Origin of the sequence: Flavobacterium bizetiae (assembly GCF_024271895.1) — a bacterium.
Lineage (GTDB): Bacteria > Bacteroidota > Bacteroidia > Flavobacteriales > Flavobacteriaceae > Flavobacterium > Flavobacterium bizetiae.
Genome location: NZ_CP091861.1, coordinates 4,657,001 through 4,673,411, shown reverse-complemented (window position 1 = coordinate 4,673,411; position 16,411 = coordinate 4,657,001). Strand labels below are relative to the sequence as shown.

The window sequence follows — 16,411 nt, the reverse complement described above, 5'->3', positions numbered from 1 at the left end:
ATTTATAAATCAGATATTTATGATGTTTGTTTTATGCCAAAACCTCACAATAAAAACCGTTTGCTTTAAGGATTGCAATAATTTTTCTGTTTGAAATCGATAAACTATGTATCCGTAAAATTTTATCACAATCCTCCAAATCAAAGTTGATTGCGCTGTTTGGAAAATGTTTCAAAAGTTTTTCTACAATCATTTGAGATTGCTCCACTTTCTGAACATTTGTTTTAAAAACCTCGATCATCGTTCCTGAATTATAAAGCGATATTTTTATACCGCTCGATTTTATGATAGTAATGATATGAAATCGCTAGGATCACTAAAAAGATCAACGGGAAAAAGGATTGAAAACCAACTCCGTCAACTGCAAAGTGGCTTATAGAAGCAAATATAAAATCGAAACCAAATCCTGCATAAGCCCATTCTTTTATGTTTTTAGGAACTTGCGGAATAATCAATGCCAATACTCCCAGAATTTTGAAAACAACTAAAGCATTTCCAAAATATTCCGGATATCCCAGGTGTTTAATTCCTTCTTTTGCAAGCTCAGTCTGAGAAGTTAATGCCGGCATAACGCCTTCGAATAGAAAAATAATAATAGTAGTAATCCAAAAAATAATTTTTGCTTTTTTCATAGGTTTGTTTTTTAAGTGGTTATCAGTTAATGTATTACAAACTTACAAATGTTATTTTTTGTGCGAATAGGTATTTGCGACTTTTTTAAGGTCATTTAGGACAAAGAACAGGATTTTAGATTTTAGAGTGTAGATTTTAGAAAGAGAATAGAGTAAAGAAAATAGAATATAGATTTTTTTAAACTGAGTTTGCGTTGGTTTCTATGATAAATAAAGTTTTTTTTAGGAGCTAATCCCGCTATCCGTTCCAATCTTTTGTGCCGAACACCGGCACAAAAGGATTTTCACTTCTATCGGGGCTAGGGCAATCATTTTCATAAGAATGTTTCCCCGTATAGTTTGTCATCCTGAGGAACGAAGGATCACACCAGAGACTCCGCAATCTATATCGCCAATCTTTGTAGAGTTCCGTGTGTGATCCTTCGTTCCTCAGGATGACAAGATTGCGAATAAAAAATCCGTGAATATCCGTGCTTTCGCGAAGCGAACCCGTGTCATCCGCGTGCAAATTGAAGTCAGTTTGATTATGATTGTCGATCGTCTTACGTATCCTTCGACTTCGCTAAGGATGACAAGAATGCAAATAAAAAATCCGTGAACATCCGCGTTTTCGCGAAGCGAATCCGTGTCATCCGCGTGCCATGTCAATAAATGCCATTTTACTCAGCTTTCAAGACATAATTTTTAATGATAAACAAATCCTCAAAACCTAATCGGGTATAGATATCTTTTCCCATTGCAGAAGCTTGCAATAAAGCATAATGAGCTTTTAAATCTATTGAAAGATTAAGAGCGAATTTCATGATTTCTTCAGCAAAGCCTTTTCTTCGCATTTCAGGGATAACGCCAACACCGTGAATTCCGATATTGTTTCCGGTTTGAAAAAGCATAAAAGTCCCAATCGGTTGATTGTCCTGAAAAGCCAAATAGAAATGCACATCATTATGATTGTGAATCAGGATTTCTTTGCTGATCACATATCCAAAAGCATTCGGGTATAAATCAGACCAGATTTTGGCATCTTGTTCGTTATCGATTTTCTTAAAACTAAGCTTATTTTGAAGCGCAAATTTTTGACCTAATTTTAAAGCCATTGCAACTTGTTCGGTTTTTAAGGTAAAACCATAAGCATCAAGAATTTCATACGATTTTGTTCCGAAGATATCCCAATACGGTAAAACCAAGCCCGAATTAGATTGCATGGTTGTAATAATATCCGGAAGATTATTTTTTGTTATATCATTGCGAAGCCACAATTTATTTGGCCAGCCTGAATTTTCGATTTTACAATATTCAAAGGTATCGTTTTTATGATAGGATAGGAAAGGAGTTCCTACGGTTTTCCAAAAATCGGTAAGGTTATTAATATTGTCTTCGATGAGGTTTGTATTTTTCATTTTGATGCAATTGAGAGACAAAGATAACTTTGGGTTTTATGACAAACCTTTACATATGTTGATTTACAAATCTTTTTCAAGCGATTTTCGAATGCGGCTTAATTGCGTTGGAGTAATTCCTAGATGCGATGCGATATGGTGTAATGCGATTCGTTCTGAAATATCAGGATGCTTTTTTAAAAGGTCAAGATATCTTTCGGTGGCGTTTTCCATCACGATCGAGATTTCTCTTTGTTCTTTTTCGATTACCCAATTTCTTTCTAAGTAAGCAATGTAAAAGTTTTTTAAATCGTCATTTTGAAAAATCAGTTCTCTGTATTTTTTATAATTGATATTGATCAAAACGGAATCTTCGAGTACTTCAATCGAAAATTCTGAAGGAGTTTGCTGAATTAATGAAACTGTTGAACCAGCAAAATCGCCTTCGAGAAAGATGTTTTTATTATAACTATTTCCTTCTGCATCGCTTATAAAAGCACGCAAAGCACCTTTGGCTACAAAGTGAATTTCTTTTGCAATTTGTCCGTTTCTTAAAAGTATTTCTCCTTTTTTTATTGCAGTTATGTCTATTATGTTTTCAATCAATTGCCACGATGTTGCCGAAACAGGAGCGTAGCTTTCAAATTTCAGTTTTAAATCGTTGCTGTATTTATCTTGATTGAGTGTCATTGTCGGGAATAATTATATACTATCAAAAGTAAAGAAATAATACGGAATGATGGCACACGGATGACGCTGATTCGCTTCGAGAAAGCGCGGATTTAAAACAGATTTTTATTGTTTTTTCTCGCAATCTTGTACTCGCGCTATTTGTCATCCTGACGGAGGAAGGATCTCCGCTAGTAGCTCGACAAAGATTGGAGATTTATTTATGGAGTTTAATCAGCGTAATGATAAATGCTTTTTTTGATGGTATCTTTTATTTTTTCCAGTGTCACTTCGGTAACACCGCCTTCGTAATTCATAGCAATAGCGACTTTATCTTTGGTGATTTCATAATCTATTGAGATTAATCCGTTTTTATTTATTGTAACAGATTTATTCTCGGTTGGAATTGTAGCCAGATAAAACTCTGTTTCTTCGACTTCTTTATTTGCGATAATACCTTGGTAAACTGCATTTAGATCTGTGGTTTTTACGATGCATTGTTTTCCGGATCCCATTTCTACCTGAATGTCTTTACAATCTTCGTCTGCTTTTTTTGCTTTTTCTTCTTTTACAACAGTAACTGTATCGACTGGTTTTTCTGTTGATGCTGTTTTTTCGTCTGGATTGCTTTGTTTACAGTTGGTAAAGAATACTGCTAAAAGTGCGATGCATGCGATTTTTTTCATGGGTTTAATTTTAATTATGGAAATGGTATTTTTCGTTCGTGAAAGTAATTTGATCAAAAATAAAAAAATAAACTGAAATATTGGGATTGCGTAGTAAATGGCACGCGGATGATACGGATTCGCTTCGCGAAAGCGCGGGTTTTCGCGGATTTTTTTTCTCATTTTTTCTCATCCTGACGAAGGAAGGATCACACACGGAACTCTACAAAGATTGGCGATTTAGTTTGCGGCATTTCTTGTGTGATCCTTCCTCCGTCAGGATGACAAGATTACGGCAAAATCCGTCGTGAGTAAAACAAAGATCTGTGTAAATCCGTGCTTTCGCGAAGCGAATCCGCGTCATCCGCGTGCCATGATAAAGTTTGGAAAACCCGTGTAAATCCGCGCTTTGGCGAAAGCGAATCCGTGTCATCCGCGTGCCATATCTCAAAACATAAAAAAACGCCATGAAACTAAAAGTCTCACAGCGTTTTCATCTCAAAAAATAAATAATTAACGGGTATTATCTCCAACCACCGCCTAATGCACGATACAACTCGGTATTGGCAGAAAGTTGTTCTCTTTTTATGTTGGCCAGTTCTAACTCGCTTTGCAATAAATTAGATTGCGCGGTTATAACCTCTAAATATTCAGCCATACCGTTTTTGAATAACAAATTGGCATTTTTGATGGCTTGTTGTAATGTTTTTACTCTTTCTTTTAGAAAAGATTCCTGCTGTTGCAATTTTTCGACTTTTACCAAAGCATCAGATACTTCGCTAACTGCCACTAAAACCGATTGTCTAAAGCTTAAAACAGCTTTTTCTCTTTCGGCAACTGCAATATTATATTGAGTTCTTACCTTTTTGTTGTTTAACAATGGTTGTGTTAAACTTCCGGCAACGGTTCCGAACAATGAAGCCGGAATGTTGAACCAATTACTGGTTTCGAACGAGTTTACTCCGCCTTGAGCGGTAATTTTAAGTGACGGATAAAGATCAGCTTTTGTGATTCCAACATTTGCGTTGGCTACTTTAAGCGCTAATTCGGCACTTTTTACATCGGGTCTGCGGCTTACTAATGAAGACGGAATTCCGATTGCATTATTGTTTTTAACTTCAAGAGCACTTAAACGCGTGGTTCTTGTTTTAGAATTCGGGAATGATCCTGTTAGAACGCTTAAAGCATTTTCCTGAATGGCAATGTTTTGTTCTAATTGCGGAATTAATTGTGCCGAAACTAATTTTTGTGCTTCAGATTGTTGAATCGCTAATGTAGTAACCTGACCTGCATCGTACTTTAATTTGATGATGTTGGTTGTACTATCATTTAATTTAAAGTTTTGTCTGGCGATTTCTAATTGCGCATCTAGCATCAAAAGGTTGTAATATCCTTTAGAAACATTGGCTACAATAGTAGTTTGCAATGCTTTTTTTACTTCTTCAGATTGAAGGTAACCTGCGTAAGCTCCTTTTTTCTGATTTCTGATTTTCCCCCAAATGTCAGCTTCCCATGAAAGTGTTGCTCCGGCAGAATAATCATCGATATGATTTTGGCCTAGAGCCTGACCTAAATTTTTTCCGGTAAAGCTATTGTCAGACGGATTACTTGTGCTTGCACTTACATTCAAATTTACCTGAGGAACATTTCCCCATTTAGATTGTGTGAATCTGTATTGTGCAATTTCGATATTTTTAGTAGCAATCTGCAGGTCGTTATTTCTGGCTACAGCGCTATCGATGAGTTTGATAATATCCTGTTCTGTAAAGAAATTTTTCCACTCCAGATCAGCAATACTCGTTGTATCTTTTGAAACCGATGCATTCCTGAAATTTTCAGGAAATGCATCTTTTGGAGTTTCAATATCCTTCGAAACTTTACAGGATATTATAGTCGTGATCAAAATGGCGATCATCACGATTTTGGTTATATAATTTTTCATTTTATATGTTATCATTAAATTTCTGTACAAGTATCTTTTCTGTTATCAAGATCTCTTGAGATTCTATAGGATATGTATCCAATGCCAACGATGATGGCTACAAGGATTGTCGTTATATAGTTTTCCATTTTTATTTTTCTTCGTTATGAATTACGGCTACTGGTTTTCCAGAAACCTTTTCTTGTAAATGTTGGAAGATGATGAATAAAACCGGGATGATAAACAACCCTAATATTACTCCTGATATCATACCTCCGGCGGCACCAATACTAATAGAGTGGTTACCTTGTGCTGATGGCCCTTTTGCGCTCATCATTGGGATCAATCCCACAACAAATGCTAATGATGTCATGATAATTGGTCTCAAACGTAGTTTTGCTGCATCGATTGACGCTCTTACTAATGCCTGACCTGATTTTCGTTTCTGTACCGCAAACTCCACAATCAAGATGGCATTTTTGGCGAGCAGACCTATAAGCATTACCAATGCAACTTGTACATAAATGTTGTTTTCGATTCCTGTTAATCCAATGGCAACAAATACTCCAAATATACCTGCAGGGATTGATAAGATTACAGCCAATGGCAATATGTAACTTTCATACTGTGCAGCAAGTAAGAAATAGATGAATATCAAACACAGTAAGAAAATCGTTGCTGACTGACCTCCAGAAGAAATCTCTTCACGAGTTTGTCCTGAAAACTCAAAACCATAACCCGCAGGTAATTGTTGTGCTGCAACTTCTTGTATTGCTTTAATAGCATCTCCTGAACTAAATCCTGGTTTAGGAATTGCATTGATCGAAATCGAATTAAACAAGTTGTATCTCGAAGCAGTCTCTGAACCATAAATACGGGTTAGTTTTACTAAGGTATTTATTGGCACCATTTCGCCTGTTTTGTTTTTCACGAAAACCCTGTCAATTGATGACGGATCAGCTCTGTCGTCGATATCTGCCTGAACAACTACTCGGTAATATTTACCAAATCGGTTAAAGTCAGAGGCTTGCGCACTACCAAAATAAGTTTGCATGGTTTGTAAAATGTCTTTTACTTTTACGCCTAACTGATCTGCTTTTTCATCATTAATATCCAATTGTAATTGAGGATAATCAGCTTTGAAAGAGGTAAAGGCTACGGCAATTTCCGGACGTTTCATCAATTCTCCGATGAAGTTTTGAGAAATTCCGCTAAACTTATCCAGTTTTCCTCCGGTTTTATCCTGAAGTACTAAATCTAAAGCCTCAACGTTACTAAATCCGGGAACGGTTGGGAAACTAAATACGAAGAAACTTCCGCCGGAAATAGCTCCAAGTTTACCACGAACCTGATTCATGATTTCGTCAATGTTTTTAACATCTCCACGATCTTCATTTGGTTTAAGCAATACGAAAACAACTGCTGAAGATGGACTTGTAGAATTCGTCAATAAGTTGAAACCTGAAATCGCTGTTACAAATCGGGAAGCATCTAAACCTCTTAATGTGTTTTCAGCTTCGGTCATTACTTTTTGAGTTCCGTCAAGTGATGTTCCGGAAGGTGTATTTACTGCAATGGCAATAAATCCTTGATCTTCTGTTGGGATAAATCCTGCAGGAGTTGTTTTTACCATTACGATAGTAGCTACAGTAATTAAAGCTAAACCTCCTAAACTTAACCATTTTCTACGAATTAAGAATTTCAAACCTCCAACATAACGGTTGGTAAGGGAATCAAAACTTTTGTTGAATCCGTTAAAGAATTTCTCTTTAAATCCTTTTTTCTCATAAGGAGCATCTCCATGAGCCGAGTGATTGTCTTTTAAGAACAATGCAGCAAGTGCAGGACTTAAAGTTAAAGCGTTTACGGCCGAAATTACAATTGCAATTGCCATTGTAAAGGCAAACTGACGATAGAAAACTCCTGTTGAGCCTTCCATAAAACCAACCGGCAGGAATACAGCAGCCATTACCAGCGTAATCGAGATAATAGCACCCGTTATTTCGTGCATTGCTTCATGAGTGGCTACTTTTGGAGACAAATGTTTGTGCTCCATTTTCGCATGCACGGCTTCGACGACCACAATCGCATCATCTACCACAATACCAATCGCCAGAATTAAAGCGAAAAGTGTAAGAAGGTTGATCGAAAATCCGAATAACTGCATGAAGAAGAACGTTCCTAAAATTGCTACAGGTACAGCAATAGCCGGGATTAATGTTGATCTAAAATCCTGAAGGAATATAAATACTACGATGAATACTAATATAAACGCTTCAAGTAGAGTATGTTGAACTTGCTCAATAGACTGGTCTAAGGCAACTTTTGTACTATAGAAAATGTTATGTTTTATTCCTGTTGGGAAATCTTTTGAGGCTTTCACCATCAATTTGTTAATCGCAACCTGAATATCATTTGAGTTCGAACCTGCTAACTGGATAATACCAATTACAACTCCTTTTTTACCATTTAAACGAGTTAAACTGTTATAAGAATAAGCACCAAGCTCAACTCTGGCAACATCTTTTAAACGAAGAACAGAACCATCAGGATTAGAACGAATCGCAATATTTTCATATTCTTCCGGTTTGGTTAGTTTTCCTTTGTATTTAATTACATATTCGAAAACTTCTTTACTTCTTTCTCCAAATTTACCAGGAGCAGCTTCCAAACTTTTATCCTGGATAGCGCCCATGATTTCGTTTGGCGTCACTTTGTAAGTCGACATTTGTGTTGGGTTTAACCAAACACGCATAGAGTAATCTTTTACACCTCCAAAAATACTGGCAGAACCCACTCCCGGAATACGTTTAATCTCCGGGATAATATTAATTTGTGCATAATTGGCAACAAAAGTCTGATCGTATTTTGACTCATCATCGGTATACATACCAATCGCCATGATGAAACTGTTTTGTTGTTTCGCAGTCGTTACACCTTGTTGTACAACCTCTGCAGGTAACTGGCTCGTTGCCTGAGCAACTCTGTTTTGTACGTTTACTGCTGCCTGATCTGCGTTAGTTCCTAATTTAAAGAAAACTGTAATAGCAAGGGATCCGTCGTTACTGGCTGTAGAACTCATATAAGTCATGTTCTCAACACCATTTATAGATTCTTCCAGAGAAGGTGCCACAGAACGTAAAACCGTTTCTGCGTTAGCTCCCGGATAAACAGCCGTTACCAAAACCGATGGAGGCGCAATATCAGGAAACTGTTGTAAGGGTAATTTTGTAAGTCCAAGTATACCCAGGATCACCAATAAGATGGAGATAACGGTTGCTAGTACTGGTCTTTGTATAAATATTTTGAACATTTTCGTAAAAATTATTTTTTATTAATTATTTGGGCAACTTTTGAAGGAGTTGATTTTTCAGGCTGAATTACTTGTCCTTCCTGAAGTTTATCGATACCGCTTAATACAATTTGGTCACCAGATTTTACACCATCTTTGATCAAGTAGTTTGTACCACTTTTACCAATAACTGTAATAGGCATTTTAGCAACTTTGTTTTCTTTATTTACTGTGAAAACAAAAACTTTATCCTGCATTTCTACTGTAGCAGATTGTGGTACTAAAACAGCATCATCATGCTGAAGACCTAAACGAATTTTTCCTGTGTTTCCTGAACGTAGAGTTCCGCCAGTATTAGGGAAAGTCGCTCTTAAAGTAATTGCACCAGTTGTTTTATCAAACTGACCGTCTACCATATCAATTTTTCCGGTTTGAGGATAAGCGTTGTTATCGGCTAAAACCAAAGTTACAGGAGGTAATTTTTTTAGTTTATCACCTAAACTGTTTCCTGCGTATTGTGCTTTAAAGTTGATGAAATCAGTTTCGCCTAAAGAGAAATAAGCGTAAACTTCATGTACATCAGATAAGTTCGTTAAAGGCTCAACATCAGTTGCAGAAACTAAACTTCCTTGTTTTTTAGGCAATCTTCCTATATAACCACTCACAGGAGCCGTAACATTAGTATATCCTAAATTGATTTTAGCAGATCCTACCATTGCTTTTGCTTGTTCGATATTGGCAGCAGCAATTTTTTGAGAAGCTTTAGCTGTTTTTAACTGATAGTCAGAAACTACTTTGTTTTGTACAAGAGGAGTCAATTTATCAACTTCTAAGTTGGCGTTTATTAAAGCAGCTTCATAAGCATGAAGACTTGCCAAAGCATTGTTTAATTGCTCACGGAAAGGACGTTCGTTTATTTTAAATAAAGTCTGACCTTTATTTACATAAGCACCTTCGTCTACATAAACTCTTTCAAGGTTTCCGCTTACTTGTGGGCGAATTTCAACATCAACTGTTCCTTGTATAGAAGCCGGATATTCAGCATCTGTAGTCGTGTTCTCGCTAGTAATAGCTAAAACTGGTAATAATGGGGGAGCCGGAGCTGCTGGAGCCTGCGACTTATCTGCACAACTGCTTAACACAAGTGCCAGAATAAAACTGGTTATAATTACATTTTTCATTTTCGTATTGGTTTTAATTTGTTGGACATTCTTATTATTTAAATTTTGTGGCATTCTGACATTCTCGGCATTCATATTTAAGTCTATTAAATTTTCTAACGTTGTTAAGTGAATTGGTACAGAAATCCATACAATGATGCCTTCCAATTCTATTTCGTAATCGGTATTAAATTATTTATCACTGTTAAGTAAATGAGAAAAAAAACTCCCGTATTACTCTATTAAATTATCTAACATTGTTAAGTAGTACGAGCAAAATTACTTTATATTACTTAATTAAATCATTTATCACTGTTAAGTTAAAATGAAATTTTTTTTTATTGTATTGATTTTATGATACCACTAATGGCGTCTTTCAGGATTTGAGCATTTATGGTGGCCATGATATCACTTTTGTTAATGATATTAATTGCAATTAAACCATGAATAACAGAAAAGAAAGTAAAATACTTTTGCTTAATTATATCTTCGCTAGGATTACTGTTTTTCATTATTTCACCAATTACTGCAGTAAACAGTTTATATGGTGCCTCGGCAGCAGAACATCGTTGCGAACAACAACTCATTTGAACACCAAACATAACCTGATACATCTCGGTATCAGTAAAAGCGAAATCCCAATATGCCATCCACATGGCTTCTAATTGATCTTCCGGTTTTTCAAATTTATCTCGTGCTATCTGAAGTTCTTTGGCCAGCTTAATAAAACCTTTTCCGGTTAATTCATTCAGTATGGCATCCTTATTCGAAAAGTATTCATAAATAATAGGAGCCGTATATTCAATCTTGTCAGCAATTTTTCGCATACTCAGACCTTGCCATCCTTCTTCTTTGACGATAGCATAAGCAGCCTCAAGAATGTTACTTCTTGTCTCTTCTTTTTGTCTTAAAATTCGATCTTTACTTGCCATTTTTAATGAGTATTAAATTGTTTAACACCGTTAGGCAAATGTATGGCGGTTTTTCTAATAATGAAATATTTTTGTCATAATATTTTCTTATTGTTGTATAGACAAGTATTAAAAACCGCCGAAGTGCCTTAATTATAAGGTTTTTTTAGATTATTTTTTTTAAGGAGCAGATGATTTTTTGTCTTTCAAGACCATTTTTCCCGCTCTACACTATATCTTTTATAGTGAACCCCACCATAAAAGGATGTCGTTTCGATCGGGGCTAGGCGAGAAGTTATGTTTTTTATGAGAGATTTTTATTTTATGGGATACTTTTCAGGATTTTGAGAAGTATGAAAAATTGCATTTAGAAAAACAGTTTTTGATAATTCATCAACAATAAAAAAAGCGATATATGGAAATTTTTTAAAAGGTAAAAAACGATAATTATTGTCGTGTAATTGATAGAACGGATTTACTTGTAAAGCTTTGTAAATACTTTTATAGTCATTAAGAAAATCTAAAGCTACTTTCTTAGTCGCTTTTAAAATATAATATTCAACTGCTTCTTCAATATTTTTTAATGCAATTGGAGAAACGATAACCTTATAATTCATATTTCTTTTTTAAATCGGTATATGATAACTCAGCATCTGTGTATAAACTTTTGTCTGAATTAATTTGGCTATCTAAAATTTCTTGTTGTTCAGCAGATAATTCATACGTTTTTACATTTGCTATTTCGAACTTTATCTTTAGTGCTTTCATAAAAGCTTTTACCGCTTCTATTTGAGAAGCGTCTTCTGTATATGCTGTGATGTTAATTGCCTGCATGATGTTGATTTACTAAAGTTGATGAACAAAGTTAAGATAAAAGTCTTATTTTCATGTTAATCGTAATGATTTATTTCGATCTCCCTACTATCGTAAAATGTATTTTATGCTATAATAATTCATTAAAAACAAAACAGATTGAGCCTTTGTATTTTATATTGTCGATAAATATGTCGCTCCGCTGGAGCTCTTTTTTGAATTGGATTTTTTTAGCTATAAATATGTCACTCCTCCGGAGTTTTTTTTCGGATTGAAATTCAATATTGATTATACATATAACGCTCCGCTGGAGCTCTTTTTTGAATTGGATTTTTTTAGCTATAAATATGTCACTCCTCCGGAGTTTTTTTTCGGATTGAAATTCAATATTGATTATGCATATAATGCTCCGCTGGAGCTCTTTTTCGGATTGGAATTTTTTAGCTATAAATATGGCACTCCGCTGGAGCTTTGCTGAAATTATTTTATAAAATCCATTTCGACATGTTCGATTCCGGCATCGAGAAAATAATTATCAGTTTGTCTGAATCCGTTTTTGATGTAAAACTGACTTGCGTTGACCTGAGCATATAGGTATACTTTTTCTTCGTTTTTTAGATCGTCTAAAATTTTTAAGAGGATTGCTTCACCAATTCGTTTTCCTCTAAAAGTGTTTAAAACAGCAATTCTTTCAATTTTGGCTCCTTTTTCCATTATTCTGTAGCGCGCAGCTCCGGCTGGTTCTCCGTTTACGGTAGCTATGTAATGTATTGCATCTTTATCGTCCATAGATTCGCGTTCCTGGGATACATTTTGTTCTATAACGAATACTTGTTTTCTAATTTCGAATGCAATTTCTATTTGTTTTTGATTGTCGACTTTTTCGACTATAATGGTAGTATGGCTCATTTTGTTTAACGTTTGATATATTGGGTATGCAGTAAAAATAATTTGCGTGCAAATATATGTAGTTAACTACATATATTCAAAGCGAAATAAAATATTTAAGTTTTTTTTATAGCGAATGCAGGACTTTACGAGAAATAGAAAAGATGAATTGAAATACTAAACCTCTCAAATAGCCCCGATCGAAGCGGCATCCTTTTATGGCGGGGTTCGCCATAAAAGATATAGTGTAGAGCGGGACTATATTTCTAATGAATGCAATTTTTTTCTGCTTCTAAAAATAAAAAAACACCTTTAAACTTTGTGTCTAAAGATGTTTGTAAAAGTTAAACGTGTATGTTATTTACTTTACATAGTTGGGTGAAACGCACATTTCCCAATAAGTGACAATTGTTTTGATGGTTTCTTTGATTTCGTTGTAACCGGTTGGTTTAACAAAAAAGCCCTGAATAGATTTTGAATAAGCGTCTACAACATGCTTTTGTTCGGCACTTGTCGAAAAGAACAAATATGGGATTGATTTGAGTCGTAAATCTTCGTTTTGGTGAATTTTTTCTCGTAATTCCATACCATTTAGCTTTGGCATATTGATATCAGAGAAGATGATAAAAGGCTCAATTTGTGTAGAGGTTAAGTATTCTAATGCTTTTTCACCTTCGGCAAAAAAGATAATTTCATTTTTATAATCAAGTTCTGCAAAGATATCAGTCAAAATTTCCTGATCGTCTAAATCATCTTCAATTATAATAATTGGTCCGCCTTTGTTCATTTATATTTTTTTCAAAGGTAGATGTTTAATCTCAGCTATTTGTTGTTTTTGTAATTTACTGATAATCAAAAATAAAAAAGTCTTTACACGAGATATACCCAATTGTATACTAAAAAAAAAACACCTTTAAACATAAAGTCTAAAGGTGAATTTCAATTTAATATATAGTAGGATAATTATGAATCTGTTCTGCTGGGATCTTTTTTACGGTATACCAGATAAAATACCTGCGGTAATACTGTTAATGATAATATCATACAGGTTATTAGTCCGCCTACAATCATGATGGCCAGAGGTTTTTGAACTTCAGAACCCATTCCTGTAGATAATGCTGCGGGCAATAATCCTAAAGATCCCATAAGGGCAATCATGACAATAGGACGAATTCTGCTGTGAATTCCGTTTGAAATAGCATCCTTGAGGTGCATTCCGGCGCGCATATTTTCCCTGATCATTCCGATGAGGACAATACTGTCGATCGCGCTGACTCCAAACAGAATAATAAAACCAATTCCGGCTGAGATTCCAAATACCGTTCCGGTTACCCAAAGCGATAAGAAACCACCAATAAAGGCATAGGGCATGGCGCTTATGGCAACTAAAGTATCTTTGAAATTACCAAAGTTGAAATACAATAGGCATAAAATCAAGATTAAAACAACCGGAACAATCATGGCCAATTGTTTCGAAGCTCTTTCTTTACTCTCAAATTCTCCGGCCCATTTCATTACATTTTCTTTCGGAAGTTTTACTTCAGCAGCTACTTTTTTCTGAGCTTCGTCGATTGTACTTCCTAAATCTCGTCCTTCGATACTAAAACCTACGGCGATATAACGGCTGTTTCCTTCGCGATAAATAAAGGTTGGTCCCGTTTTATATTCTACGGTCGCAATTTCTTTCAAAGGAACTTTTTTACCATTCATAGTCGGAATCAGGATGTCTTCGATCTTTTCTTTTGAGTCACGATATTCTTTTTCGAAACGTAAGGTGATATCAAAGATTTTTTCATCATCATAAAACTTGGTTGCAGCCTGACCTCCAATAGTCATTCTGATTACGGCTTGCGCATCGGCGGTGGTAATCGCATAACGTGCCATTTTTTCGTCGTGAAGCTGAATTCTTAATTCCGGTAAACCAATATTTTTATAAACGTTGATGTCTTCGATTCCTTTTACATCTTTAATCGATTTGGCTACTTTTGCGGCCATTGCTTCGAGTTGAAAAAGATCATTTCCGAATATCTTAATCACCAGCGGACTTTTTACTCCGGCAACGTATTCTTCGACATTATCCTGAATAGGCTGACTAAATCCAAAACCAATTCCCGGATATACATCGAGTTCTTTTTTGATTTCAGCAATTAATTGTTCTTTGCTGATATTGCGTTTCCATTCATCCTGATGTTTTAATTCGATATGCAATTCGATATTAAAAAATCCGGTTGGATCTGTTCCGTCATTTGGTCGCCCGGTTTGTGTCAGGACAAATTTTACTTCTTCGAATTTCCTTATTTTGGCTTTCATTTCTTTGGTAAGTCGTACCGCTTCATCCAGATTGATACTGTTAGGCAAAGTCGCTCTTACATAAATGGCGCCTTCATTCAACTTCGGAATAAATTCTGAACCATAAAAAGCAAATTTAGCGCAGCATATAGCCAGTAAACCTAAGAATGCATATAAGGTCGCTTTACGATGTTTGGTACTCCATTTAAACAATTTAAATAGGTTTTCTCTAAAGAAACGTGAGATCATATTTTCTTTCTCTACAATGTTTTTCGTCAGCATGACTTTACACATTGCCGGAACATACGTAAGCGATAAAATCAACGATCCTAATAGCGCGTAACTAAGCGTAAAGGCTAGGGGAGAGAACATTTTTCCTTCCACTTTCGTGAAAGAGAAAATAGGCATCAACGCGACGATTAAAATGATTAAAGCAAAGAAAATATATGTCGCTACGCTGCCCACACTTTTCTTGATCAATCCCATTTTGCTCATGCTGTTAAAGCGTTCCATACCTACTTTATGCGCTTTCTTTTCGAGCGATACAAAGACTTGTTCGACAATAACCAGCGTTCCTTCGAGGAGCAATCCAAAATCCAGCGCTCCCATAGAAATTAAGTTGGCGGGTAATCCCTGAATTCTTAGCATTACAATGGCAAACAAAAACGAAAGCGGAATTACAGATGCCACAATCAATGACGTTCTCCAGTTGTAAAGGAAAATAAACACGATTAACGATACCAATACAATTCCTTCGACAAGGTTTTTGGTTACTGTTTTTACGGTGGTATCGACCAATTTGGTACGATCGATAAAAGGAATTATTTTTACATTATCCGGTAAAACTCTTTCGTTAAGTTCAGTTAAACGGTCTTTAAGTCTTTTGATTACTTCCCCCGGATTTTCTCCGCGAAGCATCACCACGATTCCTTCAACCACATCATCATCACCATCTAAACCTACTTGTCCTAATCTTGGTTTGGCTGAAATCGAAACTTCGGCTACGTGTTTTACTAATATGGGCGATGAACCTTTGGTTTCGATTAAAATATTACCAATATCTTCGACTTTATTTATTAAACCAACGCCTCGTACGACATAAGCCTGATCACCACGCTGAATAACGTCTCCACCAACATTTACATTACTTTTAGAAACTGCTTCGTAAACGTCAAGCGCCGAAAGATTGTAATTCTCTAATTCGGTTGGATTAATTTTAATTTCGAAGATTTTTTCTTCACCACCAAAACTCACCACATCGGCAACACCTGGAACAGCGATTAGTTCTCTTTCGATTACCCAATCCTGAATGGCTTTGATTTCTTTAATAGGTAAATCACTTTTGATTACATATCTGAATATCTCACCCGTTGCTCCGGATGGTGGTTCAATATCAACATCTGCACCTTCCGGAAGATCTAATCCGTTAAGGCGATTAGAGGCGTATTGCTGTGCGTAAAAATCCTCGACATCATCATCAAATAAAACGGTTACAACCGATAATCCGAAAAGCGAAATAGAACGTACTTCGGCTTTTTTAGGAATTGTGTTCATTTGTTTTGAAATGGGAAGTGTGATGAATTTCTCTACTTCTTCGGCACTTCTTCCCGGCCATTGTGTAATGATTCTTGCCCTTGTATTGGTTACATCGGGAAAAGCTTCGATGGGCGTATGGATATAGCTCACTATTCCGGCGACTAGTAGTACTGCTGTCAGGAAAAAAACTATAAGGGAGTTTTTTAACGAGAAAGCTACCAGACCTTGTACAAATTTTTTCATGTTTTGTATGGTATTT

Annotated in this window: 13 protein-coding genes; all 13 read right to left on the bottom strand. The window is 35.7% G+C overall.

Annotation, left to right across the window (positions count from 1 at the left end; all coding sequences use genetic code 11):
- Positions 1-251: 251 nt before the first annotated feature.
- Positions 252-632, bottom strand: coding sequence for a DoxX family protein (locus tag L0669_RS19375; protein ID WP_173970009.1), 381 nt, complete (start codon positions 630-632; stop codon positions 252-254).
- Positions 633-1,291: 659 nt separating this feature from the next.
- Entirely contained in the window at positions 1,292-2,029 is a 738-nt protein-coding gene (locus tag L0669_RS19370) for a GNAT family N-acetyltransferase (protein ID WP_263759512.1), read from the bottom strand.
- 63 nt (positions 2,030-2,092) lie between these two features.
- Positions 2,093-2,698 carry a Crp/Fnr family transcriptional regulator gene (locus L0669_RS19365; protein WP_263759511.1) on the bottom strand — a complete coding sequence of 202 codons (606 nt, stop codon included), beginning with the start codon at positions 2,696-2,698 and terminating at the stop codon, positions 2,093-2,095.
- A gap of 209 nt (positions 2,699-2,907) precedes the next feature.
- Positions 2,908-3,363 carry a hypothetical protein gene (locus L0669_RS19360; protein ID WP_263759510.1) on the bottom strand — a complete coding sequence of 152 codons (456 nt, stop codon included), beginning with the start codon at positions 3,361-3,363 and terminating at the stop codon, positions 2,908-2,910.
- Positions 3,364-3,865: 502 nt separating this feature from the next.
- Positions 3,866-5,284: a TolC family protein gene (locus L0669_RS19355; protein ID WP_263759508.1), complete on the bottom strand. Its 1,419-nt coding sequence runs from the start codon at positions 5,282-5,284 to the stop codon at positions 3,866-3,868.
- A 130-nt stretch (positions 5,285-5,414) separates the two neighbouring features.
- Positions 5,415-8,576 (bottom strand): efflux RND transporter permease subunit, encoded by a 3,162-nt coding sequence (locus L0669_RS19350; RefSeq protein ID WP_263759506.1) that lies wholly within the window; start codon positions 8,574-8,576, stop codon positions 5,415-5,417.
- Between the two features lie 11 nt (positions 8,577-8,587).
- The gene (locus L0669_RS19345) at positions 8,588-9,811 is read right to left on the bottom strand and encodes an efflux RND transporter periplasmic adaptor subunit (RefSeq protein WP_263759504.1); all 1,224 of its coding nucleotides are present in this window, start codon (positions 9,809-9,811) and stop codon (positions 8,588-8,590) included.
- A 242-nt stretch (positions 9,812-10,053) separates the two neighbouring features.
- Complete coding sequence (locus L0669_RS19340) at positions 10,054-10,647, bottom strand: TetR/AcrR family transcriptional regulator (RefSeq protein WP_263759503.1); 594 nt, start codon at positions 10,645-10,647, stop codon at positions 10,054-10,056.
- A 296-nt stretch (positions 10,648-10,943) separates the two neighbouring features.
- Positions 10,944-11,243, bottom strand: coding sequence for a type II toxin-antitoxin system RelE/ParE family toxin (locus tag L0669_RS19335; RefSeq protein ID WP_263759502.1), 300 nt, complete (start codon positions 11,241-11,243; stop codon positions 10,944-10,946).
- Positions 11,233-11,460, bottom strand: coding sequence for a DUF2683 family protein (locus tag L0669_RS19330; RefSeq protein ID WP_263759501.1), 228 nt, complete (start codon positions 11,458-11,460; stop codon positions 11,233-11,235). Before L0669_RS19330 ends, L0669_RS19335 begins: the two co-directional genes overlap by 11 nt.
- Positions 11,461-11,919: 459 nt before the next feature.
- Entirely contained in the window at positions 11,920-12,348 is a 429-nt protein-coding gene (locus L0669_RS19325) for a GNAT family N-acetyltransferase (protein WP_263759500.1), read from the bottom strand.
- Positions 12,349-12,688: 340 nt separating this feature from the next.
- Positions 12,689-13,114 carry a response regulator gene (locus tag L0669_RS19320; RefSeq protein ID WP_263759498.1) on the bottom strand — a complete coding sequence of 142 codons (426 nt, stop codon included), beginning with the start codon at positions 13,112-13,114 and terminating at the stop codon, positions 12,689-12,691.
- Between the two features lie 176 nt (positions 13,115-13,290).
- The gene (locus tag L0669_RS19315; protein WP_263759497.1) at positions 13,291-16,395 is read right to left on the bottom strand and encodes an efflux RND transporter permease subunit; all 3,105 of its coding nucleotides are present in this window, start codon (positions 16,393-16,395) and stop codon (positions 13,291-13,293) included.
- Positions 16,396-16,411 lie beyond the last annotated feature (16 nt).

Excerpts from the sequence above, each read along its gene's own strand:
- L0669_RS19375 (WP_173970009.1), bottom strand. The coding sequence starts at position 632 with ATGAAAAAAGCAAAAATTATTTTTTGGATTACTACTATTATTATTTTT.
- L0669_RS19370 (WP_263759512.1), bottom strand. The coding sequence starts at position 2,029 with ATGAAAAATACAAACCTCATCGAAGACAATATTAATAACCTTACCGAT.
- L0669_RS19365 (WP_263759511.1), bottom strand. The coding sequence starts at position 2,698 with ATGACACTCAATCAAGATAAATACAGCAACGATTTAAAACTGAAATTT.
- L0669_RS19360 (WP_263759510.1), bottom strand. The coding sequence starts at position 3,363 with ATGAAAAAAATCGCATGCATCGCACTTTTAGCAGTATTCTTTACCAAC.
- L0669_RS19355 (WP_263759508.1), bottom strand. The coding sequence starts at position 5,284 with ATGAAAAATTATATAACCAAAATCGTGATGATCGCCATTTTGATCACG.
- L0669_RS19350 (WP_263759506.1), bottom strand. The coding sequence starts at position 8,576 with ATGTTCAAAATATTTATACAAAGACCAGTACTAGCAACCGTTATCTCC.
- L0669_RS19345 (WP_263759504.1), bottom strand. The coding sequence starts at position 9,811 with ATGAATGCCGAGAATGTCAGAATGCCACAAAATTTAAATAATAAGAAT.
- L0669_RS19340 (WP_263759503.1), bottom strand. The coding sequence starts at position 10,647 with ATGGCAAGTAAAGATCGAATTTTAAGACAAAAAGAAGAGACAAGAAGT.
- L0669_RS19335 (WP_263759502.1), bottom strand. The coding sequence starts at position 11,243 with ATGAATTATAAGGTTATCGTTTCTCCAATTGCATTAAAAAATATTGAA.
- L0669_RS19330 (WP_263759501.1), bottom strand. The coding sequence starts at position 11,460 with ATGCAGGCAATTAACATCACAGCATATACAGAAGACGCTTCTCAAATA.
- L0669_RS19325 (WP_263759500.1), bottom strand. The coding sequence starts at position 12,348 with ATGAGCCATACTACCATTATAGTCGAAAAAGTCGACAATCAAAAACAA.
- L0669_RS19320 (WP_263759498.1), bottom strand. The coding sequence starts at position 13,114 with ATGAACAAAGGCGGACCAATTATTATAATTGAAGATGATTTAGACGAT.
- L0669_RS19315 (WP_263759497.1), bottom strand. The coding sequence starts at position 16,395 with ATGAAAAAATTTGTACAAGGTCTGGTAGCTTTCTCGTTAAAAAACTCC.